The organism is Actinocorallia sp. A-T 12471, from assembly GCF_033875155.1.
Taxonomy (GTDB): domain Bacteria; phylum Actinomycetota; class Actinomycetes; order Streptosporangiales; family Streptosporangiaceae; genus Actinocorallia.
On record NZ_JAWZTE010000001.1, the window covers coordinates 418431 to 441903 of the forward strand.

Below are 23473 nucleotides of genomic sequence, written 5' to 3' on the forward strand. Positions count from 1 at the left end.
GCAGCCGTGAAGATCTTTCCGCGTCCCCTCGTCGTCACCGCGGCCGCGTGGTGGCCCGTGGTGCTCCCGCTGGCGCTCATGCTCGCCAGCGACTACAAGCTGCGCAGCCGCGCCCACGACCAGGCCATCGGCGGCAGCGCCGACCTGACCGTGCTCGTGGAGATCGGGATCTACGGCGCGGCGGCGCTGTTCATCTACTTCAGGTTCGGGATGCGCCCGCCCACCCGCTGGCGCGGCATCCAGCTGAGCGTCGCCTGGCTCTGGGTGCTCTACTCGGCGATGACCGCCCTGTGGTCGCCGTATCCGACGATGAGCGTCGTGCGCGCCACCCAGATGATCATCACCATGGCGGTGGTGCACGTCCTTGCCACCCGGGCGTCCACGATCGACTTCCACAGGTTCGCGCACGCCTTCGTGATCGTCGTGCTGCTGTCCGTCGGCATCGGGATCGTCCACCCGTTCCCGCGCACCAGCCTCACCCTCGACAGGTTCAACTGGCTGTACGTCCACCCGGTGATCGCCGGGGTCTACCTCGGCCTCGCCGTCCTGATCGTCACCGGCTTCATCGTCCGGCACGGGATGCGCGCCACCCGGCTGCCCGGCGGCCGGATGTGGCCCGGCTGGGCCTACGGCGGCCTGCTGATCGTCCTGGCGGGCGCGCTGGTCGCCACCGGGACGCGCGGCGCGGCGCTGGGCTGCGCGGTCGGCCTCGCGGTGCTGCTCGGCACGGTCAACGGACCGCGCGGCCGGGCCGACCTCGTCGTCGTCGGCTTCGCCGCGGTGGTCCTGGCGGCCCTGGCGTTCTCCGAGCCGATCCGCTCCTTCGCCGCGCGCGGCGAGAGCGCCGAGAAGCTCGCCACCCTCAACTCCCGCACCGACCTGTGGGAGCTCGCCTTCGCGGCCTTCGCCAAGGAACCGCTGTTCGGCCACGGCATGGGCGCGTCCCGCGGCCTGTTCCTGCGCGAGACCGGCCTCGGCGGCGGGCACAACGCGTTCGTCAACGCGATGGTCGACCTCGGGGCCGTCGGCCTCCTGCTGCTGTGCGGCCTGCTGCTCACCCTCGCGGTGTCCCTCGCCGGGATGATCCGCCACCAGTGGGTGCGCGCCGACGCCGGCCTCCTGCTGGCCATCGTCGTGTTCTTCGTCGTGGACGGGATGACCACCGAGGGGCTGGCGATGCCCGCCAACGTCTCGGGCGTCTGGCTCCTCGTCCTCGTCGCCTGGACCGCGGCGCTGCGCCGCCGCCTACTCGACAACGGAGCACCATGGAACCCCTCGGCATCGAAGGCGCCTACCTTCACACCCCCCGAATCCACGGCGACGACCGGGGCAGCTTCCTCGAGTGGTTCCGCGCCGACGGCCTGGTCACGGCCGCCGGACACCCGCTGAAGCTCGCCCAGGCCAACTGCTCGGTGTCGGCGCGCGGCGTCCTGCGCGGCGTCCACTTCGCCGACGTCCCGCCGGGCCAGGCCAAGTACGTCACCTGTGTGTCAGGGGCGATCCTCGACGTCGTCGTGGACCTGCGCGTCGGGTCGCCGACGTTCGGGGAGTGGGAGGCGGTCCGCCTTGACGACGCCGAGCGCCGCGCGCTGTACGTCGCCGAAGGGCTCGGCCACGCGTTCATGGCGCTGACCGAGGGCGCGACGGTCGTCTACCTGTGCTCGGAGTCCTACAACCCGGCGGCCGAGCACGAGATCCACCCGCTCGACCCCGACCTCGCGATCGCGTGGCCCGAGGGGATCACCCCGTCGCTGTCCCCGAAGGACGCCGCGGCCCCGAGCCTCAAGGAGGCCCGGGAGGCGGGCCGTCTGCCTTCGTATGCCGACTGCGTCGCGTACTACGAGGGGCTGCGGCTCAGCGCGTCGGAATGACGTCCTTGGCGAGGTGCTCGGCCAGCGCCTCGCGCCAGTCCCGCAGGGGTGCGAGCCCGGCCGCCGTCCAGGCGTCGTGCCCGAGGACGCTGTAGGCGGGCCGCCGCGCCGGACGCGGGAACGCCTCCGACGTCGTCGGCCGCACCCGCCCGGGGTCGAGGCCCAGCCCCTCGAACACCGCGCTGGCCAGCCCGTGCCAGGTCGTGCTCCCGGCGTTGGTGCCGTGGTAGACGCCCGAGGGGGCGGCGGACTCGCCGAGCCTGACCAGCAGTTCGGCGAGATCGGCGGTCCAGGTGGGCTGGCCGTGCTGGTCGGCGACCACGTCGACGGTGTCGCGCTCGGCCGCCAGCCGGGCCATGGTCGCCACGAAGTTCGGCCCGTGCGCCCCGTACAGCCACGCGGTCCTGACCACCCGCCCCCCGACGGCAAGGGCGGCCCGCTCCCCGGCGAGCTTCGTGCGCCCGTAGGCGTTGACGGGCCCGGTGGGCGCGTCCTCGCGGGCGGGGGAGGGGTCGTCGCCGGGCAGCACGTAGTCGGTGGAGATCTGGATCAGCGCCGCCCCCGCCTCGGCACAGGCCCTGGCCAGGCCCTCGACGGCGGTCCCGTTGATCGCGAGGGCCGCGTCCTCCGCGGTCTCGGCGGCGTCGACGGCGGTCCAGGCCGCGCAGTTCACCACGACGCCGTGCCCGCGCACCGCCTCGGCGACGGCCCCGGCGTCGGCGAGGTCGAGATCGGCGCGGGCGGCGGCGGTGACGGGCCTGCCGGTCTCGCGCAGCAGCGCGGTCAGATCCGTGCCGAGCATCCCCCCGGCCCCGGTCACCAGCCAACGCGTCATCGCCGTGCGCCCCCTTCAGCTCGCGGGGGAGTCCCCCCGGCTCTCATCCTGGGCCATCTCAAGCCCCGGCGCACACTGATCACAGACATACAGGACAGTCCCGTCGTCGAGCCTGCCGAGCGGCCTGCGCGGGCGCGGCCAGCGTTTGGCGCACGAGGCGCACGCGTCGCCGCGCCGTTGGGCGCGGCCCAGCCCGTCGGGGCTGAGGCGCTGCTCGGGTACCTGCTCGTCGGTCATGGGCTTCACGAGGGAGAGGCGGACGTCGTCCCCTCCATCGTCGCCGACGGACAAGATCCAGCAGGCTAACGGACGGTGATTTTCCCGTTGCGTGACCGCCGGATCGGCGAGCGGTCGGCTCCTAGCGTTCGGCGGCGGGCACCGGCGTCCGCTCGACGTCCGGAGCGGCGGTCTCGGCGGTGCGGCGGCGCACGGCGACGAAGATCCACGCGGCGACGGCGGCGACGACGAAGCCCGCGATGATCCAGGCGAGCGCCGTCACCGGGACCCCGAACATCTTCAGCGCGCTGGCCACCAGCACGACGACGAGCGCGCGCCGGATGAGGTCGCCCGGCGCGTGCGCGGAGATCCGCGCGCCCAGGTAGACCCCGGGGATCGACCCGACGAGCAGCGGCGCGGTGACCGCGAGCTGGAAGTCGCCGAACATGATGTGCCCGAGCGCCGCGGCGGCGACCAGCGGCACGGCCTGCACGAGGTCGGTCCCGACCAGCTGGTTGGCCTTCAGCATCGGGTACAGCGCGAGCAGCGCCACGATGATCAGCGAGCCGGACCCGACCGACGTGATCCCGACGACGACACCGCCGAGCGCCCCGACCAGAACCGTCGGCACGGGCCGCATCCGCAGCGGCGCGGCGGCCTGCGTCTCGACGGGCGCGCCCGCCTTCTTGTCGCGCATACCCTGGTAGAGCCGGTACACGATCCCGGAAGCCGCGATCAGCAGCGCGACGCCCATGGCGATCTCGATGAAGTGCTGGGTGGCCTCCCCGCTGCCCAGCGCGCGGGCGATGAGCACGCCGCAGAACGCGGCGGGCACCGACCCGAGGCACAGCCAGCCGACCAGCTTCAGATGGACGGTCCCGCGCCGCAGGTGCACCACGCTGCCGACCGGCTTCATCACCGCCGAGGCGACGAGGTCGCTGGAGACCGCGGTGAGCGGCGGGACACCGAAGAACGTGACGAGCATCGGCGTCATGAGCGCGCCGCCGCCCATGCCGGTCAGCCCCACGACGATCGCCACGAGGAACGATCCGACGGCCATCGTGACGTCAAAGTGCATCGGTATATCCCACGGAAATAATAGGAAATATTTCGTCATAAAGACTAGGGGCCGCCCTCGGGCGCGAGCAAGTCGCGAACCGTGGACGGCCCCTTACAGTACGTGCCTTTGACGTGCGGAAACGCGGTTGGGACGGCGGCGCGCCGGACCCGTCGGACGGCCGGTCAGGCGGGCTGTGGGCGCAGCCAGCCGCCCGCGACGAGATGCTTCAGCACCTCGTCGACACATTCGGAAACATGACGTCCCGTGGTGTCGATCACAAGTTCGGCGTCGCCGGGCGTCTCGTAGGGGTCGGAGATGCCGGTGAACTCGGGGATGAGGCCCGCCCGCGCCTTGGCGTACAGGCCCTTGCGGTCGCGCCGCTCGCACTCCTCAAGGGGGGTCGCGACGTGTACGAGCACGAAGTCGCCGACCGCCTCGACCATCCGGCGCACCTCGGCCCGCGTCGCCGCGTAGGGCGCGATCGGCGCGCAGATCGCCAGGCCGCCGTGCCGGGTGATCTCGGCCGCGACATAGCCGATCCGCCGGATGTTGAGGTCGCGGTCGGCCTTGGAGAACGTCAGCCCGGACGAGAGCATCTGCCGCACGACGTCGCCGTCGAGCAGCGAGACCGTCCGGTCGCCGCGCTCGATCAGCGCGTCGCCCAGCGCGCGCGCGACCGTCGACTTGCCCGACCCGGAAAGCCCGGTGAAGAACACCGTGACGCCGCGCTCATGCCTGGGCGGCCGCGCCTTGCGCAGCTCGGCCGCGACCGCACGCGGCGTGAACCACTCTGGGACCTCTTCCCCCCGGTCGAGCAGCGCACCGAGCTCCTCGGCGGTCAACTCAGCCCTGACGTGCTCCTCGGCCACCCGCGCGCGCGGCCGCCACACCTCAAGATCGGTGTCATACGCCCACGGCTCAGGCGCGACGAGCGTCAGCGGCACGTCCTCAAGCGGCAGATCCGTCAGCAGATGGGTGGCCCCGTACGCGGCGGCGACATGCGCGGCGAGCGCCTGGTCCCGCACCGCGTCGGCCCGCGGCGCGAGATTCACCGTGACGATCTCCGCCCCCTCCGGCAGCTCCCGCCGCACCGCAAGCAACGCCCTGACCAACTCCTGCTCATGCACCCCGGAAAGCAGCGCCAGCACGAGCACGGGCAGTCCGAGCTTCTCGGCGGCCTGCCTGATCTGCCCGAGCCGCGCCCGATGCAACGGCTCCCGCGTCGCCACCGCAAGCACAGCGGCCGCGTCCTCCCCCGCCGCAGGCGGCCGCCGCCGCAACCTGCGAAACGCCCCATAAGCCGACTCCCGCAACGCGGTAAGCGTCCCCGCAACCCTGAAGTGCCCATCCGGCACCGACGGATCACTCCAAGCCTCACTGACCTCGAGCACGGCAAGCGGCACAGTCTCCGGATCCTGCAACACGATCCGCTTCTCCCCGGCGACCCCCTCAGGCACCGTAAGCACCACCGCCGACGGCCAAGGCGTCCCATCCCGCAACCGCCCCCCCGCCTCGACCGCCGCCACATCCAACGCCCCAAGAAACCCCCTCAACGGCCGAAACGCCCCCGCCAACAGCTGCTCAAGATCAGCAAGCTCCGCGGCCGAGGGCGTAACCGAGACAACCCCGTGAAGTTCCTCAAACAGTCCATCGCTCACCCCCGCAAACTACCCCCCCACCCCACCCCCTTTCCTCGCAGTCCCTTCGGGACCGCGAGGAAAGCCCACAGCCCCCCGCGCGGCGGCCCCTCGCCCCCTCCCCAGCCAAGGGAACCGCCCGCCGCACCGCCTTAGCGGCCCCCACCCCACCGCCCACAGGGGCGGCTCCTCCCCGCGCGTCAGCGGGCCCCCGGCCGGCCGGCCGTTTTCGTGAGGGCGGGGTGGCTTCTCTTCGCGCAGTCCCGAAGGGACTGCGCGAAGAGAAGGGGTCAGATTATTCGGGCGAAGCGGTTTTCGGGTTTGCGGATGACGAGGGAGAGTTCGGCGTGGCCTGAGGTGAAGCGGCCGTGGGTGGCGATCGCGATGAGGCGGGCCAGGACGCGGGCCGGGGTGCTGGCCGGGACGCGGTGGACGTGGGCCTCGGCGATCACCAGGCCGCGCATCAGGCACCAGCTGCGGAACCCCGCCAACGAGCTGACCGGCTCGAAGACCGCGGCCGGGCTCTCCCGAGGCGTCTCGCCGCGTGACCCGGCGACGCCCAGCAGGCCAAGGGCCCGGCGCGGCAGCGCGCGCCTGAGCAGGCCCTGGGCGCTGTCGCGGTCGATGAAGCGGACCAGCAGCAGCCCGCCCGGCTTGAGCGCGGCGACCATCCGGTCCATGACGAGTTCGGCGTGCGCGATCCGCTCGATCAGCGCGTCGGCGTGCACCACGTCGAACGAGCGCGGCGGCAGCGGCGCGCGGCGCAGGTCGCCCAGGTGGTAGACGTCGAGGTCGGCGCGCGCCATCGTGCCGGTCCGCAGCGCGGGCGCGTCGACGTCGATGCCGGTGACGTGCCTGGCGATCCCATCGGGCAGCGCGAGCCCGGGGCCCCTGCCGCATCCGGCCTCCAGCACGTGGATCTTCGTCAGGCCCTTGTCGAGCGCGTGCAGTCTGACCCGCTCGGCGAACAGGTCGGCTTCGGGGGCCGGCCCGGGGCGATCGCCGCCCTGGAGTGCCTGTGTTCCTGACCCCTGGGAGGTCGGGCCCGAGCCCGACGTGTTCGCCACGCTGGCCTTCACAGATAGCTCGGTCATGCTTCCGCAGCGTAGCCATGGTCACGGGCGGCGTCCGGTATTCGGGCTTTCTCGCGGGAAACGTGTCCTCGCCTCCGGTTGGGGGGCGCTCGGCGCGTACCCTGGAACCTGCCCGGAGTCAACCGCCGACTTCGGGATCTTCGGGCTGCCCGCCTACCCCAAGGTCGATGATGTCTCTCTCGCCTCTGCTTGATCTTCTGCTCACCGATCCGCGGCTGCGCGCCGGGCTCGAGTCCGCGCGCCGCCCCCTGGTGGGCCCGCCCTCGCTGCGGCCGGTGCTGGCCGCCGCGCTGTCGCGCACCGCGGTCGACGGGGCCGCGGTCCTCGCCGTCACCGCGACGGGCCGGGAGGCCGAGGACCTCGCGTCGGCGCTGACGAGCCTGCTCGACCCGCTGTCCGTCGCGCACTTCCCGTCGTGGGAGACGCTGCCGCACGAGAAGCTGTCGCCGCGCAGCGACACCGTCGGCCAGCGCCTGGCGGTCCTGCGCCGCCTGGCCCACCCCGATCCCACCGACCCCGCGTCGGGCAAGCTGCGCGTCGTCGTCGCGCCGGTCCGCGCGGTCCTCCAGCCGATCGTCGCGGGCCTGGGCGACCTCGAGCCGGTCCGCCTGCGCCAGGGCGACGAGATCGACATGGACGACGTCGTCACCCGCCTCGTCACCGCCGGCTACGACCGCGTCGACCTCGTGGAGAAGCGCGGCGAGATCGCCGTGCGCGGCGGCATCCTCGACGTGTTCCCCGCCTCCGAGCAGCACCCGCTGCGCGTCGAGTTCTGGGGCGACCAGGTCGAGGAGATCCGCTACTTCAAGGCCGCCGACCAGCGCTCCCTGGAGATCGCCCAGGACGGCCTGTGGGCCCCGCCCTGCCGCGAGCTCCAGCTGACGCCCGAGGTACGCGAACGCGCCGCCGCCCTCGCGGTCGAGCACCCCGCGCTCGCCGACACCCTCACCCGGATGGCCGAGGGCGAGGCCGTCGAGGGCATGGAGGCGTTCTCGCCGGTCCTCGCGGGCGACATGGAGCTCCTCGTGGACCTGCTGCCCAAGGGCAGCCGGGTCCTGGTCTGCGACCCCGAGCGCATCCGTGGCCGCGCCGCCGACCTCGTCTCCACGAGCCAGGAGTTCCTTGAGGCGTCCTGGGTGAACGCGGCCGCGGGCGGCGAAGCTCCGATCGACCTCGGCGGAGCCGCCTACCGCACCCTCGAGGAGGTCCAGGACCGCGCCGCCGAACTCGACGTCCCGTGGTGGAGCACGAGCCCCCTCGCGGCGGGCGAGGACGACGTCGTCCTCGGCGCGCAGGCCGCCGACTCCTACCGGGGCGACCGCGAGAAGGTCGTCGCCGACGTGCGCGGCTGGCACGAGGCGGGCTGGCAGGTCGTCCTGACCAGCGAGGGCGCGGGCCCCGCCGAGCGTTACACCGAGGTCCTGAAGGACGCGGGCATCCCCGCCCAGCGCACCCGCGTGGAGGGCACGGTCTGGGTGACGACCGGCCGCCTCGAACACGGCTTCATCTGGGACGGCGAGGGCGTCAAACTCGTCGTCCTCACCGAGACCGACCTTTCCGGGCAGAAGTCCTCGACCAAGGACATGCGGCGGATGCCGTCGCGGCGGCGCGGCGGGATCGACCCGCTCCAGCTGTCGGCGGGCGACTACGTCGTGCACGAGCAGCACGGCGTCGGCAGGTACGTCGAGATGGTCTCCCGGACCGTCCAGGGCGCGACCCGCGAGTACCTGATCCTCGAGTACGCCAAGGGCGACCGCCTGTTCGTCCCGACCGACCAGCTCGAGGAGCTGACCCGCTACGTCGGCGGCGAGGCCCCGTCGCTGCACCGGCTGGGCGGCGCGGACTGGCAGAAGGCCAAGTCCAAGGCCAAGAAGGCGGTCAAGCAGATCGCGGGCGAGCTGATCCGCCTGTACTCCGCGCGCATGGCGAGCCCCGGGCACGCGTTCGGCCCCGACACCGTCTGGCAGCGCGAACTCGAGGACGCCTTCCCCTACGCCGAGACCCCCGACCAGCTAGCCGCGATAGACGAGGTCAAGGGCGACATGGAGAAGTCGGTCCCGATGGACCGGCTCATCTGCGGCGACGTCGGCTACGGCAAGACCGAGATCGCGGTCCGCGCGGCGTTCAAGGCGGTCCAGGACGGCAAGCAGGTCGCGGTCCTTGTCCCGACCACCCTGCTCGTCCAGCAGCACCTGTCGACGTTCTCGGAGCGTTTCAGCACCTTCCCCGTCGTGGTGAAGCCGATCTCGCGCTTCCAGTCCGACGCCGAGGTCGCCGAGACCCTGCGCGGCGTCGCCGACGGCACCGTCGACCTCGTGGTCGGCACGCACCGGCTGCTCAGCCCGTCGACAAGGTTCAAGAACCTCGGCCTGGTGATCATTGACGAGGAGCAGCGGTTCGGCGTCGAGCACAAGGAGGAGCTGAAGCGCCTGCGCACCCAGGTCGACGTGCTCGCCATGTCGGCCACCCCGATCCCGCGCACGCTGGAGATGGGCCTCACCGGCATCCGCGAGATGTCCACCATCCTCACCCCGCCCGAGGAGCGCCACCCGGTCCTGACGTTCGTCGGGCCCTATGACACCAAGCAGATCGGCGCGGCGATCCGGCGCGAGCTGCTGCGCGAGGGCCAGGTCTTCTTCGTGCACAACCGGGTGAAGTCGATCAACAAGGTCGCCGCGACGCTGAAGGAGCTCGTCCCCGAGGCGCGGGTCGCGACCGCGCACGGCCAGATGAACGAGCAGCAGCTGGAGAAGGTGATGGTCGACTTCTGGGAGAAGAACTACGACGTCCTGGTCGCCACCACCATTGTCGAGTCGGGCCTGGACATCCCCAACGCCAACACCCTCATCGTAGACAGGGCCGACACCTACGGCCTGTCCCAGCTGCACCAGCTGCGCGGCCGCGTAGGACGAGGCCGTGAGCGCGCTTACGCCTACTTCCTGTACCCGCCGGAGACCCCGCTCAGCGAGACCGCGCACGAGCGGCTGGCGACCATCGCCCAGCACACCGAGATCGGCGCGGGCATGTTCGTCGCGATGAAGGACCTGGAGATCCGGGGCGCGGGCAACATCCTCGGCGCGGAGCAGTCGGGCCATGTCGCGGGCGTCGGGTTCGACCTCTATGTCCGGATGGTCGGGGAGGCGGTCCGGGAGCTCAAGGACACCGGCGTCGAGGCCGCGCCGCAGCAGGAGACCAAGGTCGAGCTCCCCGTCGACGCGCACATCCCGCACGAGTACGTCCCCGGCGAACGGCTGCGTCTTGAGGCGTACCGCCGCATCGCGGGCATCACGTCGCCCGAGGAGATCCCCGAGGTCCTCGCCGAGCTGAAGGACCGCTTCGGCTCACCCCCGCTCGCCGTGCTCAACCTGCTCGAAGTCGCCAGGTTCCGGGCGAAGGCCCGCGACGCCGGCCTTACCGAAATCGTCCTGCAGGGCAACCATGTGCGGTTCGCGCGCGCGGGCCACGAGGGCGACATGCTGCCCGAGTCGCGGCTCCTGCGGATGCAGCGCCTGTACCCCAAGAGCCTCATGAAGCCGGGCCACCTGCTCATCCCCACCCCGAAGACAAGCCCGATCGGCGGACGCCCCCTGCGCGACGGCGACATGCTGCGCTGGGCGACCGACGTCGTGGACGCGCTCTTCCTGGAACAGATCACCCGTCAGTAAGGTAACCGGGTGATCAGAATGACGCTCGCCGTCGTGGCCCTCGTCCTGTCCGCCACGGCCTGCGGCGGCCAGGTGCGGATGGGCGCGGCGGCGACCTTCGCCGACGCCCCGCGTATCAGCCAGGACGACCTGGGTTCGGCCACCGAGGAATGGCAGAGCTTCTACGCGAGACACCCCCTCGACCGCAGCATCCTCCTGCTGCCGAAGGCCGACTCCCTCCAGGGCAGCATCCTCGCCGGCCTCATCGGCATGCGCGTCGCCGACCGCACCGCGCGCGAGCGCGGCATCGACGTCAGCGACGCCCAGGTCGACCAGTTCATCGCGGCGCTGACCGGCGGCGAGACCGCGCGGTTCGACCAGGTCGCGATGCGTTTCGGGGTGGCCCCGTCGCACAGCCGCCAGTTCGCCAGGACCCTGCTCATCACCGACCGCCTGTCGCAGGGCGCGCCCGACGAGGACGCCGCGGTCCGCCAGGTCGGCGACGCGTTCGCCGACACCGCGCGCGGCATGGGCATCAAGGTGAACCCGCGCTTCGGCGACGCCTACGCCTCCGGCGTCCGGCTCGGCATGCTCTACCCCTCGGTCCAGCACCTGTCGGAACCCGCGACGGACACGGGCCGATGAGCCTCGTCCTGCTCGCCACGACGCACCGGGTCGCGCCCGGCCTGCTGGCGTGGCGGGCGTGGGCGGTGGCCCGCGAGGGCCGCGTCCTGACGGGCACGGCCGACCACCCCCAGATCCCGTACCTGGGGTCGGCGGGGGTCGAGGTCGAGGCAGTCGAGCCCGACGCGCGTGCCGTGGTGGCGCTCGCCCGGCGCGAGGACGTCGTCTGGCTCGCCGCCCCCGACGGCGACGCGGACTTCGCGACGCGCGTCGGCGAACTCGTCGTGGCCGATCCGCTGGACGTCGAGGTCGTGCACGGCTCCTACGACCTGCCGGGCGCGCGGCTCCTCGACGTCGTGGAGGTGATGCGGCGGCTGCGCCGGGACTGCCCGTGGGACCGTCAGCAGACGCACGAGTCCCTTGTCCCGTACCTCATCGAGGAGACCTACGAGCTCGTTGACGCGATCGGCTCCGGCGACCCCGACGAGCTGCGCGAAGAACTCGGCGACGTCCTGTTCCAGGTGGCCTTCCACTCCGCCGTCGCCGCCGAACGCGAAGAAGGCTTCACGATCGACGACGTGGCCGCGGGGATCGTCGACAAGCTCGTCCGCCGCCACCCGCATGTCTTCGCCGACGTGCGCGTCGAGGGGGCCGAGGAGGTCGTCGCGAACTGGGACGAGATCAAGAAGGCCGAGAAGGCGGGCCGTCCGCTGCTCGGCGGCGTCCCCAGGTCGATGCCCGCGCTCGGCGAGGCCGACGACCTCGTCCGCAAGGCCCGCAAGGCAGGGGTTCCCGAGGCGTTGTTCGCGGGCTTCCAGGAGCGCGCGGAGGCCGCGCGGCGGGCCGAGGCGGAGCTGAAGGCGTGGTCTGGCGAGTTCCGGTCGCTCGTGGAGGCATGGGAAGCGCGCTCGCGGGGATGACCGGTACATGGTCTGGCCTCGGGGGGCTGCTGGTTTTGTGACGTACGTCCGGTCTATGGTGTCCGCCATGGACGCGGACGCCCGTGGGCGCGGGAAGGCCGGTGCCGCAAGGCGTCTGGCGGGTTACAGCGCGCTCGCGGGGCTGCTGAGCGCGCTGCTCGTGCTGCCGCTCGCCTGTGTGGCGGGCGTCGGCGCGCGCGACTCGGCCGAGTGGCTGCTCACCGAGCCCGTCGACCTCGGCGACCTGACGACCCCGCAGCGCTCCACCATCCTCGCCGCCGACGGCTCCCTCATCGCCACGTTCTTCCGGCAGAACCGGGTGGACGTGCCGCTGGCGAAGGTCGCCCCGGTCGTCGCCAAGGCGGTTGTGGCGATCGAGGACGCCCGCTTCTACGAGCACGGCGCGCTCGACCTCAAGGGCACCCTGCGCGCCCTGGCCGCCAACCTCGACGGCGCGGGCGGCTCGGCCCCGCAGGGCGGCTCCGGCATCACCCAGCAGTACGTGAAGAACCTGCTGTACGTGAACGCCGAGAACGACGAGCAGCGCAAGGAGGCCGTCGAGACCACCCCGGGCCGCAAGATCCGCGAGCTGCGGTACGCGATCGCCGTCGAGGAGCGGTTCTCCAAGGACGAGATCCTGGAGAAATACCTCAACGTCGCCTATTTCGGCGATGGCGCGCACGGCATCGAGGCCGCCGCCCGGCGGTACTTCTCGGTGCCCGCGTCCAAGCTGACGCTCGGGCAGGCCGCCACGCTCGCCGGGGCGCTCAAGAACGGCAACCAGTACAACCTGCGGCTCAACCCCGAGGGCGCGGTCAACCGCCGCGACACCGTCCTCGACCGGATGGCCGAGCTCGGCGTGATCGACGCCGCGACGGCGGCGTCGGAGAAGAACAAGCCGCTCAAGCTGAAGCTCACCGAGACCAAGAACGGCTGCACCGAGAGCAAGGCCGCGTTCTTCTGCGACTACGTCCAGCGCGAGATCCTCACCAACAAGATCTTCGGCAAGACCCCCGAGCAGCGCGAGCGGCTGCTGTGGATGGGCGGCCTGACGATCCGCACCACGCTCGACTGGAAGACCCAGAACGCCGCCCACAAGGCCCTGCTGCGCCACGTCCCGGCCAAGAACGACGCGGGCAAGGCCGCCGCCCAGGTGCTGATCCAGCCCGGCACCGGCGAGATCAAGGGCATGGACGTCGGCCGCGAGCTCGGCCCGAACGAGGAGCGCGGCAAGACCTGGATCAACTTCGCCGCCGACGCCGACCACGGCACAAGCATCGGCATGGCCGCCGGGTCGACGTTCAAGGCGTTCACCCTCGCCGCCGCGTTCGACGAGGGCATGGCGATCGGCGAGCGGATCACCGCGCCGCGCGGCTACGCCCCCACCGGCTTCAAGGACTGCAAGGGCAAGGACGTCAGCGACACCAAGGTCCTCACCAACTCCTCCGACGGCGAGGGCGGCAAGAGCTTCAGCCTGCTCACCGGCTCCTGGCACTCGGTGAACACCTTCTTCCTGCTGCTGGAAAAACGCGTCGGCCTGTGCGACACGGTGAAGATGGCCAAGAAGCTCGGCATCCGCCGCGCCGACGGCAAGCCCCTCCAGGAGTACGCGTCCTTCACCCTCGGCTTCAACGACGTCTCCCCGCTCCGCGTCGCCGCCGCCTACGCCGCCTTCGGCGCGCGCGGCAAGTACTGCGAGCCGATCGCCATCAAGCGCATCACCCGCTCGGACGGCAAGAGCATCCCCGTCCCCAAGGCGAACTGCGAGCAGGTCATCGACAAGGGCGTCGCCGACGCCGTCAACCACGTCCTGTCCGGCGTCCTCACCAAGGGCACGGCCCGCGGCCTCGCGATCGGCCGCCCGGCCGCAGGAAAAACCGGCACGGTCGACAACTACTCGGCGGCCTGGTTCGCGGGTTACACCCCCCAGCTGGCTTCCGCGGTCTGGGTGGGCGACCCGCGCGGCGGCTACAAGTACCCGATGACCAACATCTGCCTCCCCACCCACTGCGGCGGCCCCGTCTACGGCGCCTCGATCCCCGGCCCCATCTGGCGCGACACCATGTCCGAAGCCCTACGCGGCGTCGAGGCGGGCCGCTTCACCCGTCCCCCCTCCATGTTCTTCCGCAAGGGCTCCGGCGAAGACACCGTCAAAATGCCCGACCTCCGCGGCATCTCCCTCAACGCCGCCATCAGCCGCCTCTCCGCCATAGGCATCGACTTCAAAGTCGGCTCCCACGAATACAGCGACAAGTACAAAGAGGGCCAGATCATGGCCACCACCCCACCCCCCGGCACCCCCATCGACCCCGGCTCCACCTCCCTCACCGTCATCCTCACCATCTCCAAGGGCAAAGACCCCCACGCCCTCCCCACCTTCCCCGACCCCCCCACCGACCCCAACAACGACCCCTGGTCCGACACCCTCCCTTGGCAAACCCCCAACTAACCCCCCCGCCCCCACTCGCCTAACGGCAAACAGGACCTCCGAGCACCCCGCCTCCGGATTAGTCGCGGGTGGAATGAGAGGTTTGGGTTAACCGATGGCGGATGGGTGGTGAGTTGCCGGGCTGTAGTGGGTGATCTGCTGACGGCTGGGGGCCGGGGTGGGGATACTGGAACTTCTCGGGGATTCGCGGTGGTCTGTCGGAAAGGGGCGGCAGGTGGGTCCGGTGGCGCAGAGAGCTGCGGGTGCGGTCGGGACGGTCGCTGTCGCAGCCCTGGTGAATCTCGCGACGGGGATGATCACCGATCATCGTGCGGTCGTGTGGTGGGTGTCGGGGTTCGCGTTGATCGTTGTCGGGGTCATCGTGCAGTGGTGGTTGCCGGTCACCGCCGCAGCGGGTACGGGGACTCGGCAGACGGCCAAGGGGAATGTGGTGGGCGGGTCCCTCACGCAGACCGCTCGTGGGAATGCTGTGCAGGATGCTTCTGACAATCAGGTGACCGGCGACCTCAACCAGAATGGCTGATTCTTGGTTCAAGGGCCTCCGGCCTTTCGGCAGGAGATCCGACGGGGTGCCTGCGATCCGGCAGGAGGCCACTGACGTCAGGGTCGAGGGCGACCTGATCATGAACGCCCATGCCGGTGCCGATCCGGGGTTCCGGCTTGAGGAATTGGACTCCCGGCCCGAGCGGATTCCGCGGAATTTGGCGTCGCCGAGTCATCTGCTGAACACCCGCTTCGAAACCGTCGGTTTTGTCGGACGGGATGCTGACCTCGAAGCGTTGGGCACGTGGTTGGGCGGCGATGATCGTCTGTCGGTCCTGCTGTTGCATGGTCCGGGGGGCCAGGGCAAGACCCGCCTGACCACGAAGCTGGCCCGCGAGGCGCAGGCGGCCGGGTGGGGTGTGTGGCAGGCCCACACCATGGTGGACGCTCCGCCGCGACCGGTCTCCGCCGCCCAGCCGCTCACCACCCGTGGTGCTCGGGAAGGTCGGCTCGTGGTGGTCGACTATGCCGAGCGCTGGCCACGTGTCCTGCTGGACGACCTGCTGCGCGACGGGTTCCTGCATCAGTCGGCTCGGACCCGTGTCCTGCTGGTGGCCAGGCCGGCGGGTGAGTGGTGGTCGTCCCTGGCGGGTTCGCTCGGCAACGCTCGCGTCCCGACCGGTGCCCGGAGGCTTCAGCCGTTGGGCCTGGAGATCGACCGACGTGACCTGTTCCGGGACGCGCACGCGGCGTTCCATCAGATCCTCGCGCCCGACCTGCCCGTTCCCGAGGCCGAACCCCCGGCCGGGTTGGACAGCGACGCCCGGTTCGAGCAGGTCCTGGCCGTGCACATGGCGGCGCTCGCCGCGGCTCATGCCCACCTGTCCGGTCAACGACCGCCGACCACTCCGACGGCGATCTCCAGCTACCTCCTCGACCGTGAACAGGACCACTGGCGCAAACTCCTCACCACCGCCGATCCCCGCGAGCACACCGCCCCACGCACCACGCCGACGGTGATGAAACGCCTGGTGTTCACCGCGACGCTCACCGGTCCCCTCCCCTTGAGCCACTGCGGCGACGCACTGAGCCGTGCCGGTCTCAGCACCGGCCCGGCCCACACCACGCTCCTGCTCGACGACCACCACCTGTGCTACCCCCGCACCGACCTCCAGCGGTTCGAACCCCTCTACCCCGACCGGCTCGGCGAAGACCTCATCGCCCTCACCCTCCCCTCCGGCAAGGACCCGACCAACGACCACGACAGCGTCGTCGGCGACCCTTGGGCCCTCCAGGCCCTGATCACCGACCCCGACGGCCCCCCGGACGAGGCTTCTCGCCCCCACCTCCTCACCCCCACCAAGTCCGGCGATTCCGCCCAGCCGCCACCGTGGACAAACCGCACCCTCACCACCCTCATCAACGCCGCCGAACGCTGGCCCCACCTCCAACACCTCCTCAACCAAGCCCTCACCACCCACCCCCACCTCGCCCTCACCCTCAACGGCGCGGCACTCACCACCCTGGCCCACCTCCCCGACATCAACCCCGACCTCCTCACCACGATCCAACAACTCCTACCCCGCCGACACATCGACCTCGACCCCGGCCACGCCGCCATCACCACCCGCCTCACCCACCACCACCTCACCACCACCACCGACCCCGCCACCCACGCCTACTGGCACAACACCCACGCCATCCGCCTCTCCAACATCGGCAACCACCAACAAGCCCTCCACCACAGCCACCAAGCCCACACCACCTACCGTCACCTGGCCACGCTCAACCGGGACGCCCACCTGCCCAACCTGGCGACCTCGTTGAACAACTACGCCGCCCGGTTGGCGGAGACGGGACGTCGTGTGGAGGCTGTCCGGGTGTCTGAAGAAGCGGTCAGCCTGCGTCGTGAGTTGGTTGCTCTTAACCAGGACGCTTACCTACCCGACCTTGCAGGCTCGTTGAACAACCACGCCGCCCTGTTGGCGGAGACGGGACGTCGTGTGGAGGCTGTCCCGGTGTCTGAAGAAGCCGTCAGCCTCTACCGTAAGTTGGTTGCTCTTAACCGGGACGCTTACCTGCCCAACCTTGCAGGCTCGTTGAACAACCACGCCGCCCTGTTGGCGGCGACGGGACGTCGTGTGGAGGCTGTCCGGGTGTGTGAAGAAGCGGTCAGTCTGCGTCGTGAGTTGGTCGATCTCAACCGGGACGCTTACCTACCCGACTACGGGAAGAGCCTTGCCGTTAAGGTCTATGTGCTCATGCAGGATGCTCGGTTCGGTGAAGCGACCACGCCATTGGTGGAAGCGTTCGTGGCTGCGCAGGAGCTACCTGAATACGCTCAAGGCATCCTTGGTGTGGTCGTTGACCTTCTGCGTCGCTGCCATCATGAGGACCCTGCCGAAGTCAGTCGTGTGTTTCGTTCTCTGACCGGCCAGAGTGTTCCGGACTGGGTGAGAGTACCCCCGTCGGACGGCTGAGGCTTGATCGGGAAAGGCGATCGGGTACGCGCGCGGCGACCTGCGGTCCGGGATGTGTTTCCCGGCCGGCCCCAGCACGTCCCCCAGGCCCGCCGCCCCGTGCGGCAGCCTCGGGCGGACCCGCAGGGCCCTTCCGCGCCTAGCGGGCCACCCCGGAGGGCGCTTTCGCGCCCGGGGCCCCGGAGGGGGACTCTCGCGCCCGGAGGGCACGTCCGCGCCCAGCGGGGCACCCCCAGAGGGCACTTCCGCGTCCGGGGACTCCCGCGCCCAGCGGGGCACGTCCCCGGAGGGGCACCTTCGGGCCAGCGGGGCACCCCCGGAGGGGGAGTTTCGCGCCCGGGCCCCGGAGGGGTATCCGCCCGGAGGCCCTGCGAGCCGTTAGGCGAGTAGGGCCGGAGGTTGGGGTTTGGGGGTTGGGGGTTGGGGTTAGGTGGGGAGGTGGCCGTCTCGGAGGTCGGCGAGGGTTACTGAGTCGATGACGCTTAGGAGGGCTGTGTCGGCGGCTTCCCAGAGGAGGTCGAGGGTGCGGACCACGTCTTGGGCGGGGCCCGAGGTGGGGGGGTCGGCGCGGCGGCCGGCCGGTTTGCCGTCTATGGCGCGCAGGACCTGGCCGACGGTGATGGTCGCGGCGGGCCGGGACAGGCGGTAGCCGGGGTCCGGGAGGCGCTGGTTCAGGACGAGGTCGGCGCGCCTGAGGTCGCCGAGGATCGCCTGCAGGAACGTCAGCGGCAGGGCGTGCGACTCGGACAGGGCTGCCGCGGTGAGGGGGGCGGGCTCGGCGGAGGCAAGGGCCAGCAGGGCGCGGAGCGCGTACTCGACTCGGGCGGTGATCTGCACAGCTCCCCGATTATTTCGACTCTTTTAGTTGGGTAAAGGTGCCGAAAAGGGCCGCACCATGACGATGCGGCACCTTTACGGCTTATCTGTTCTTGTCGTCCATGCCCCAGCGGGTGCGGAGGGAGCGGTCCGCCAGCCCGAAGAGCTGGTCGACCACGATGCCGATGATCAGGATCAGGAACATGATCGAGATCATCGTCGCCGTCTGGTTCAGGTCACGGCTGAAGGTCAGCAGCGTGCCCACGGACTGCTTGCCGATGATCACCAGCAGCTCGCCCGCCATCAGGCTGCGCCAGGCGAACGCCCAGCCCTGCTTGAGGCCCGCGACGAACGACGGCAGCGACGCCGGGATGATCAGGTGCCGGTACCGGGCGAACCCCTTGAGGCCCATGACCTTGCCCGCGCGCAGCAGGATCGGCGGCGTGTAGTCGACGCCGGCGATCAGCCCGTTCGCGATCGACGGGGCCGCGCCCAGGATGACCACGAACAGGATCGCGCCCTCGCTGAGCTTGAACAGCAGGATCGCGAGCGGGAACCACGCGATCGACGGCATCGTCTGCAGCCCGGTGATCAGCGAGCCGAACGCCCGCCGCAGCACCCACGACTGCGAGACCAGCGCGCCGATCACGCCGCCGATGAGGACGGCGAGGGCGAACCCGATGAGCGCGCGCCGCATGGTCAGCGCGATCGCGTCCCAGGTCTTCGGCTCGTTCAGCGTCTCCCAGAACACCGGGAGCACGTCGCCGGGGCCGGGCAGCACCCACGGCGGACGCCAGCCGGACCACACGACGACCTGCCAGGCGACGAGCGAGATCAGGACGGCGCTGGCGATCGGCCACAGCGCCGACCAGAGCCGGGACAGGAAGCTCTGCTTGGCGCCCGTCGTCAGTTCGAGCGCGTCGAGGCCGGCGAGTTCGCGGTTGACGCCGGCGTCGGGCACGCCTTCGCTCTTCTGCTCAAGAACCATGGCGGCTGACCTCCTCCTTGAGCCGGTCGGTGATCTCGGCGGCGAGGGCGGAGACCTCGGGGGAGTCGATGCGGCGCGGCCGTTCGAACTCGACGGGGAACTCCTGGATGACCCGCCCGGGACGGCTGGACAGCAGGACGACGCGGTCGCCGAGCCGCACCGCCTCGCGGACGTTGTGCGTGACGAACAGCACGGTGAGGTTCCGCTCGCGCCAGATCCGCTCGAGCTCGTCGTGGAGCAGGTCGCGGGTCATCGCGTCGAGCGCGCCGAAGGGCTCGTCCATGAGCAGCAGCGTGGAGCGGCGGCCCTGGTAGGACTCGGTGAGGGCGAGCGCGCGGGCCAGCGCGACGCGCTGGCGCATGCCGCCGGAGAGCTGGTGCGGCCGCTTCTTCTCGAAGCCCTTGAGGTGCACCGACGCCAGCAGCTCCGACGCGCGCGGCCCGCGTTCCTTGCGGGGCAGTCCGCGCTGGCGCAGCGCGAGCTCGAGGTTGCCCGCGACGGTGAGCCACGGGAACAGGGCGGGCTCCTGGAACATCAGCGCGACGCGGGCGTTGCCGACGTCGATCGTCCCTGAGCTGACCTTGTCGAGGTCGGAGATGAGGTTGAGCAGGGTCGACTTGCCGCAGCCGGACGCGCCGAGCAGGCAGACGAACTCGCCGGGCGCGACGTCGAGGGAGACGTTGTCGAGCGCGAGCAGCGCGCTGCTCCCGGAACCGAATGCTTTGGACACACCGGCGAGCCGGACCGCGGCGGCGGTCCGGCTCTCGGCGGCCTCGGGGGCCTGGGTCATTGCGCGGAAACCTCCGGCTTACCGGCGGCCTTCAGGATCTCGTTGAGGTAGCCCAGGTCGTAGATCCCGTTCAGGTCGACGGGGTCGAGCAGGCCGATCGCCTCGGCGTTCTTCGCGCCGGTGAGCAGCGAGCTGGCGATGGGGTCGTTCGTGAAGTCGATCTCCTTGAAGGAGGCGTCCACGATCTCCTGCGCCAGCGGCTTGCCGGTCAGCTTCTCCAGCTGGGCGTTGGCCGCGGTCTTGGCCTCGTCGGTGTTCGACGCGATGAAGTCGCCCGACGCGACGGTCGCCTCGACCAGCTTCTTGACGAGGTCCGGGTGCTCCTTCGCGAACTCCTGGCGGACGATCAGGTGGGTGATGACGAACTTGCCGTCGGGCCACAGGTCCTTCTCGTCAAGGAGCTTCTTCGCGCCGCTCTCGAGGATCAGGCGGGAGGCGAAGGGCTCGGGCACCCAGGCGCCGTCGATCGTGCCCTGCTTGAAGGTGTCGATCGTCTGGGCGTTGGGCTGCGGGACGACCGACAGGTCGCCGGTGCCGTCCTGGTTGGCGGTCCAGCCGCGCTCCTTGGCCCAGGAGCGGATCGCCACGTCCTGGGTGTTGCCCAGCTGCGGGGTGGCGATCTTCTTGCCCTTGAGGTCGTCGAGGCTCTTGACCTTGTCGGGGTTCACGACGAGCGAGACGCCGCCCGACGCCGCACCCGCGACGATCTTGATGGCCTGGCCCTTGGACTGCGCCCAGGCGTTGATCGCCGGGTTCGGGCCGATGAAGGTGGCGTCGAGGCCCTCGGCGAACAGCGCCTCGATGGCCTCGGGGCCGGCGTTGAACGCCTTGGGGGACAGCGTGACGTCGGAGCCGAGCTTCTCGGCGAAGATGCCCTTCTCCAGGCCCACGAGCGCGGTGGCGTGCGTGATGTTGGGGAAGAAGCCCAGGTTGACGGTGACCTTGTCGCCGCCGTCACCGGAGCCGGAGTCGTCGCCGCATGCCGCGAGCACCGGAAGGCCGATCACCAGTGCCGCGGTCGCCGCGAGGGCTTTTCTCCTGCTGAGCTTCATCGCGCTCCACTCCATCTTTCCGACTGTCTAAGGGGGGATGAGTCGTGCTGTCGGCTTTGATATTTCCGACTGGTTTGATGCGAAAAGTAGACCAGGGCGAGCCCATCAAGTCAACCTGGTCGGTAGGAATAGTGGGCACGGATGGGTAACGGCCGCCGACGCCCCGGCGGCGAGCCTCGCGCGGACGGCGCGGGCGGCTTCGATAGGCTCTGGGGGCAACCCCCGTGAGCTGAACAAGGAGTGCCACGTGTCCGCGATCGAGGCCGTACACGCCCGGGAGATCCTCGACTCCCGCGGCAACCCCACCGTCGAGGTCGAGATCCTGCTCGAAGACGGCACCCAGGCGCAGGCGGCGGTCCCGTCCGGCGCGTCGACCGGCCAGTTCGAGGCGGTGGAGCTGCGCGACGGCGGCGACCGGTACCTCGGCAAGGGCGTCCGGCAGGCCGTCGCCGCCGTGAACGACACGATCGGCAAGGAGATCGTCGGATACGACGCCGACGACCAGCGCATCATCGACCAGGTCATGATCGACCTGGACGGCACCCCCAACAAGGCCAAGCTCGGCGCGAACGCCATCCTCGGCGTCAGCCTCGCGGTCGCCAAGGCCGCCGCGGACTCCGCCGAGCTGCCGCTGTTCCGCTACGTCGGCGGCCCGAACGCGCACGTGCTTCCGGTGCCGATGATGAACATCCTGAACGGCGGCGCGCACGCCGACACCAACGTCGACATCCAGGAGTTCATGATCGCCCCGCTGGGCGCTGGCACGTTCTCCGAGGGGCTGCGCTGGGGCGTCGAGGTCTACCACGCGCTCAAGGCGGTGCTGAAGGGCAAGGGCCTGAACACCGGCCTCGGCGACGAGGGCGGCTTCGCCCCCGACCTGCCCTCCAACCGCGAGGCGCTCGACCTCATCCTCGTCGCGATCGACAAGGCGGGCCTGACCCCCGGCCGTGACATCGCCCTCGCGCTCGACGTCGCCGCCACCGAGTTCCACTCCGACGGCGCCTACACCTTCGAGTCCGCGGCCAAGTCGGCCGACGAGATGGCCGCCTACTACGCCTCCCTCGTCGCGGACTACCCCCTGGTCTCCATCGAGGACCCGCTGGATGAGAACGACTGGGACGGCTGGAAGTCCCTCACCGACGCGATCGGGGCCAAGGTCCAGCTCGTCGGCGACGACCTCTTCGTCACCAACCCCGAGCGGCTGGCCCGCGGCGTCAACACCGGCACCGCCAACGCGCTGCTGGTGAAGGTCAACCAGATCGGCTCCCTCACCGAGACCCTCGACGCGGTCACCCTCGCCCAGACCAACGGCTTCAAGTGCATGATGAGCCACCGGTCCGGCGAGACCGAGGACACCACGATCGCCGATCTCGCCGTCGCCACGAACTGCGGCCAGATCAAGACCGGCGCGCCCGCCCGCAGCGACCGCGTCGCCAAGTACAACCAGCTTCTGCGCATCGAGGAGATCCTCGACGACGCCGCCCGCTACGCCGGCGCGGCGGCCTTCCCCCGGTTCGCCTGGGAGGGCTAGATCAGCCCGAGGAGCGGTGCGCGAGCCCCCCGCGAGAGCGCGGGGGGCCGCTCGCACCTGACCTCGCGCGCGGCGATCCTCGCTGTCGTGCTCTGCGCGATCGCGCTCAGCCTCGCCTACCCCGTCCGCGAGTACATCGCGCAGCGCAGCCAGATCTCGCAGCTCCAGCGCCGTGAGGCGGCCGCGCGGCAGGAGGTCGAGGACCTCACCTCCAAGAAGTCGCGTCTCGGCGACCCGGATTACATCAAGGGCGAGGCGCGCAGGCGGCTGCACTACTGCGACCCCGGCGAGCAGTGCTTCGTCGTCCTGGACGGGCAGGGCGGCGCGTCGCAGTACGGTGGGACGAAGCAGGAGCAGCGCAGGAAGCCGCCCTGGTACGAGACGCTGTGGGGGTCGGTGGAGGCCGCCGACGAGCGCCCCTGAACCCCCGACCGCAGGAAGGCCCGTAACAAGTGGAAGAGCGTGACGTCGCCGCAGTCCAGGCGCAGCTCGGCCGGGAGATCCGCGGCGCGGCCGAGGTCGCGCACCGGTGCCCGTGCGGCCTGCCGGACGTGATCGAGACCGCGCCCTACCTCGAGGACGGGTCCCCGTTCCCGACGCTGTACTACCTGACCTGTCCCAAGGCCGCCTCGGCCATCGGCAGGCTGGAGGAGCGCGGGGACATGCGCCGGATGCAGGAACGGCTCGCCGAGGACCCGGAACTGGCCGCCAGGTACGCCGCCGCGCACGAGGACTACAAGGCGCGCCGCGACAAGGCCGCTGAATCCGCGGGGATGCCGAAGCTGCCCGAGGGGATGCAGACCGCGGGCGGCATGCCCGAGCGCGTCAAGTGCCTGCACGCCCTGGTCGGGCACGAGCTCGCCGCCCCCGGAACGAACCCGTTCGGCCGGGAGGCACTGGACGAACTCCCCCAATGGTGGCGCTCGGGTCCGTGCGTCGATGTCATGATGGACGGCGAACGGCCCTAAAAGGGCGGTCAGGGC

20 protein-coding genes are annotated in these 23473 nt (G+C 70.8%); 11 read left to right on the forward strand and 9 right to left on the reverse strand.

Features of this window, described 5'->3' with window-relative positions; translation table 11 throughout:
* The first annotated feature begins 6 nt into the window (after positions 1 to 6).
* Together R9X44_RS01980 and R9X44_RS01985 are read left to right on the forward strand one after the other, a co-directional pair.
* Positions 7 to 1389, forward strand: a complete 1383-nt coding sequence (locus tag R9X44_RS01980; RefSeq protein ID WP_319812177.1) for an O-antigen ligase family protein — start codon at positions 7 to 9, stop codon at positions 1387 to 1389.
* Positions 1311 to 1871, forward strand: coding sequence for a dTDP-4-dehydrorhamnose 3,5-epimerase (locus tag R9X44_RS01985; protein ID WP_319812779.1), 561 nt, complete (start codon positions 1311 to 1313; stop codon positions 1869 to 1871). The genes R9X44_RS01980 and R9X44_RS01985 overlap by 79 nt, the downstream gene beginning before the upstream one ends.
* Here the strand turns inward: R9X44_RS01985 and rfbD are convergent.
* The 5 genes from rfbD to R9X44_RS02010 form a co-directional block, all read right to left on the reverse strand.
* Positions 1855 to 2706 (reverse strand): dTDP-4-dehydrorhamnose reductase, encoded by an 852-nt coding sequence (gene rfbD, locus R9X44_RS01990; protein ID WP_319812178.1) that lies wholly within the window; start codon positions 2704 to 2706, stop codon positions 1855 to 1857. The two genes, R9X44_RS01985 and rfbD, sit on opposite strands and share 17 nt — an antisense overlap.
* Positions 2707 to 2721: 15 nt before the next feature.
* Positions 2722 to 2997 carry a hypothetical protein gene (locus R9X44_RS01995; RefSeq protein WP_319812179.1) on the reverse strand — a complete coding sequence of 92 codons (276 nt, stop codon included), beginning with the start codon at positions 2995 to 2997 and terminating at the stop codon, positions 2722 to 2724.
* A 67-nt stretch (positions 2998 to 3064) separates the two neighbouring features.
* Positions 3065 to 4000 carry a sulfite exporter TauE/SafE family protein gene (locus R9X44_RS02000; RefSeq protein ID WP_319812180.1) on the reverse strand — a complete coding sequence of 312 codons (936 nt, stop codon included), beginning with the start codon at positions 3998 to 4000 and terminating at the stop codon, positions 3065 to 3067.
* 164 nt (positions 4001 to 4164) lie between these two features.
* Positions 4165 to 5640, reverse strand: a complete 1476-nt coding sequence (gene cysC, locus R9X44_RS02005) for an adenylyl-sulfate kinase (protein WP_319812181.1) — start codon at positions 5638 to 5640, stop codon at positions 4165 to 4167.
* Positions 5641 to 5909: 269 nt separating this feature from the next.
* Positions 5910 to 6713, reverse strand: coding sequence for a class I SAM-dependent methyltransferase (locus tag R9X44_RS02010; protein WP_319812182.1), 804 nt, complete (start codon positions 6711 to 6713; stop codon positions 5910 to 5912).
* A 170-nt stretch (positions 6714 to 6883) separates the two neighbouring features.
* Between R9X44_RS02010 and mfd the strand changes: the two genes are divergently transcribed.
* The 6 genes from mfd (at position 6884) to R9X44_RS02040 (ending at position 17313) form a co-directional block, all read left to right on the forward strand.
* Positions 6884 to 10378, forward strand: coding sequence for a transcription-repair coupling factor (mfd, locus tag R9X44_RS02015; RefSeq protein ID WP_319812780.1), 3495 nt, complete (start codon positions 6884 to 6886; stop codon positions 10376 to 10378).
* A gap of 9 nt (positions 10379 to 10387) precedes the next feature.
* Complete coding sequence (locus R9X44_RS02020) at positions 10388 to 11002, forward strand: hypothetical protein (RefSeq protein ID WP_319812183.1); 615 nt, start codon at positions 10388 to 10390, stop codon at positions 11000 to 11002.
* Positions 10999 to 11901: a MazG family protein gene (locus tag R9X44_RS02025; RefSeq protein ID WP_319812184.1), complete on the forward strand. Its 903-nt coding sequence runs from the start codon at positions 10999 to 11001 to the stop codon at positions 11899 to 11901. Before R9X44_RS02020 ends, R9X44_RS02025 begins: the two co-directional genes overlap by 4 nt.
* 67 nt (positions 11902 to 11968) lie before the next feature.
* Positions 11969 to 14350 carry a transglycosylase domain-containing protein gene (locus tag R9X44_RS02030; RefSeq protein WP_319812185.1) on the forward strand — a complete coding sequence of 794 codons (2382 nt, stop codon included), beginning with the start codon at positions 11969 to 11971 and terminating at the stop codon, positions 14348 to 14350.
* A 223-nt stretch (positions 14351 to 14573) separates the two neighbouring features.
* A complete protein-coding gene (locus R9X44_RS02035) occupies positions 14574 to 14873 on the forward strand; it encodes a hypothetical protein (RefSeq protein ID WP_319812186.1) in 300 nt (99 codons plus the stop codon).
* A 46-nt stretch (positions 14874 to 14919) separates the two neighbouring features.
* The gene (locus R9X44_RS02040; RefSeq protein WP_319812187.1) at positions 14920 to 17313 is read left to right on the forward strand and encodes a tetratricopeptide repeat protein; all 2394 of its coding nucleotides are present in this window, start codon (positions 14920 to 14922) and stop codon (positions 17311 to 17313) included.
* A gap of 426 nt (positions 17314 to 17739) precedes the next feature.
* Here the strand turns inward: R9X44_RS02040 and R9X44_RS02045 are convergent, their stop codons facing one another.
* From R9X44_RS02045 to R9X44_RS02060, 4 genes are all read right to left on the reverse strand, one after another.
* On the reverse strand, positions 17740 to 18150 hold the full coding sequence (locus R9X44_RS02045; RefSeq protein WP_319812188.1) for an Rrf2 family transcriptional regulator: 411 nt from the start codon (positions 18148 to 18150) through the stop codon (positions 17740 to 17742).
* Positions 18151 to 18232: 82 nt separating this feature from the next.
* Positions 18233 to 19117, reverse strand: a complete 885-nt coding sequence (locus R9X44_RS02050) for an ABC transporter permease (protein WP_319812189.1) — start codon at positions 19115 to 19117, stop codon at positions 18233 to 18235.
* Positions 19107 to 19907: an ABC transporter ATP-binding protein gene (locus R9X44_RS02055; RefSeq protein ID WP_319812190.1), complete on the reverse strand. Its 801-nt coding sequence runs from the start codon at positions 19905 to 19907 to the stop codon at positions 19107 to 19109. Before R9X44_RS02055 ends, R9X44_RS02050 begins: the two co-directional genes overlap by 11 nt.
* A complete protein-coding gene (locus R9X44_RS02060) occupies positions 19904 to 20974 on the reverse strand; it encodes an ABC transporter substrate-binding protein (RefSeq protein ID WP_319812191.1) in 1071 nt (356 codons plus the stop codon). The genes R9X44_RS02055 and R9X44_RS02060 overlap by 4 nt, the downstream gene beginning before the upstream one ends.
* Positions 20975 to 21206: 232 nt before the next feature.
* Here R9X44_RS02060 and eno point away from each other — a divergent pair, with 232 nt between their 5' ends.
* The 3 genes from eno (at position 21207) to R9X44_RS02075 (ending at position 23458) form a co-directional block, all read left to right on the forward strand.
* Positions 21207 to 22490, forward strand: coding sequence for a phosphopyruvate hydratase (eno, locus tag R9X44_RS02065; protein WP_319812192.1), 1284 nt, complete (start codon positions 21207 to 21209; stop codon positions 22488 to 22490).
* Positions 22491 to 22577: 87 nt separating this feature from the next.
* Entirely contained in the window at positions 22578 to 22913 is a 336-nt protein-coding gene (locus R9X44_RS02070; protein ID WP_319812193.1) for a septum formation initiator family protein, read from the forward strand.
* A 29-nt stretch (positions 22914 to 22942) separates the two neighbouring features.
* A complete protein-coding gene (locus tag R9X44_RS02075; protein ID WP_319812194.1) occupies positions 22943 to 23458 on the forward strand; it encodes a DUF501 domain-containing protein in 516 nt (171 codons plus the stop codon).
* Positions 23459 to 23473: the final 15 nt, after the last annotated feature.

Bases quoted from the DNA above. Each gene is read 5' to 3' on its own strand.
- rfbD (WP_319812178.1), bottom strand. From the start codon at position 2,706: ATGACGCGTTGGCTGGTGACCGGGGCCGGGGGGATGCTCGGCACGGAT.
- R9X44_RS02000 (WP_319812180.1), bottom strand. From the start codon at position 4,000: ATGCACTTTGACGTCACGATGGCCGTCGGATCGTTCCTCGTGGCGATC.
- R9X44_RS02010 (WP_319812182.1), bottom strand. From the start codon at position 6,713: ATGACCGAGCTATCTGTGAAGGCCAGCGTGGCGAACACGTCGGGCTCG.
- mfd (WP_319812780.1), top strand. From the start codon at position 6,884: ATGTCTCTCTCGCCTCTGCTTGATCTTCTGCTCACCGATCCGCGGCTG.
- R9X44_RS02025 (WP_319812184.1), top strand. From the start codon at position 10,999: ATGAGCCTCGTCCTGCTCGCCACGACGCACCGGGTCGCGCCCGGCCTG.
- R9X44_RS02030 (WP_319812185.1), top strand. From the start codon at position 11,969: ATGGACGCGGACGCCCGTGGGCGCGGGAAGGCCGGTGCCGCAAGGCGT.
- R9X44_RS02050 (WP_319812189.1), bottom strand. From the start codon at position 19,117: ATGGTTCTTGAGCAGAAGAGCGAAGGCGTGCCCGACGCCGGCGTCAAC.
- R9X44_RS02055 (WP_319812190.1), bottom strand. From the start codon at position 19,907: ATGACCCAGGCCCCCGAGGCCGCCGAGAGCCGGACCGCCGCCGCGGTC.
- R9X44_RS02060 (WP_319812191.1), bottom strand. From the start codon at position 20,974: ATGGAGTGGAGCGCGATGAAGCTCAGCAGGAGAAAAGCCCTCGCGGCG.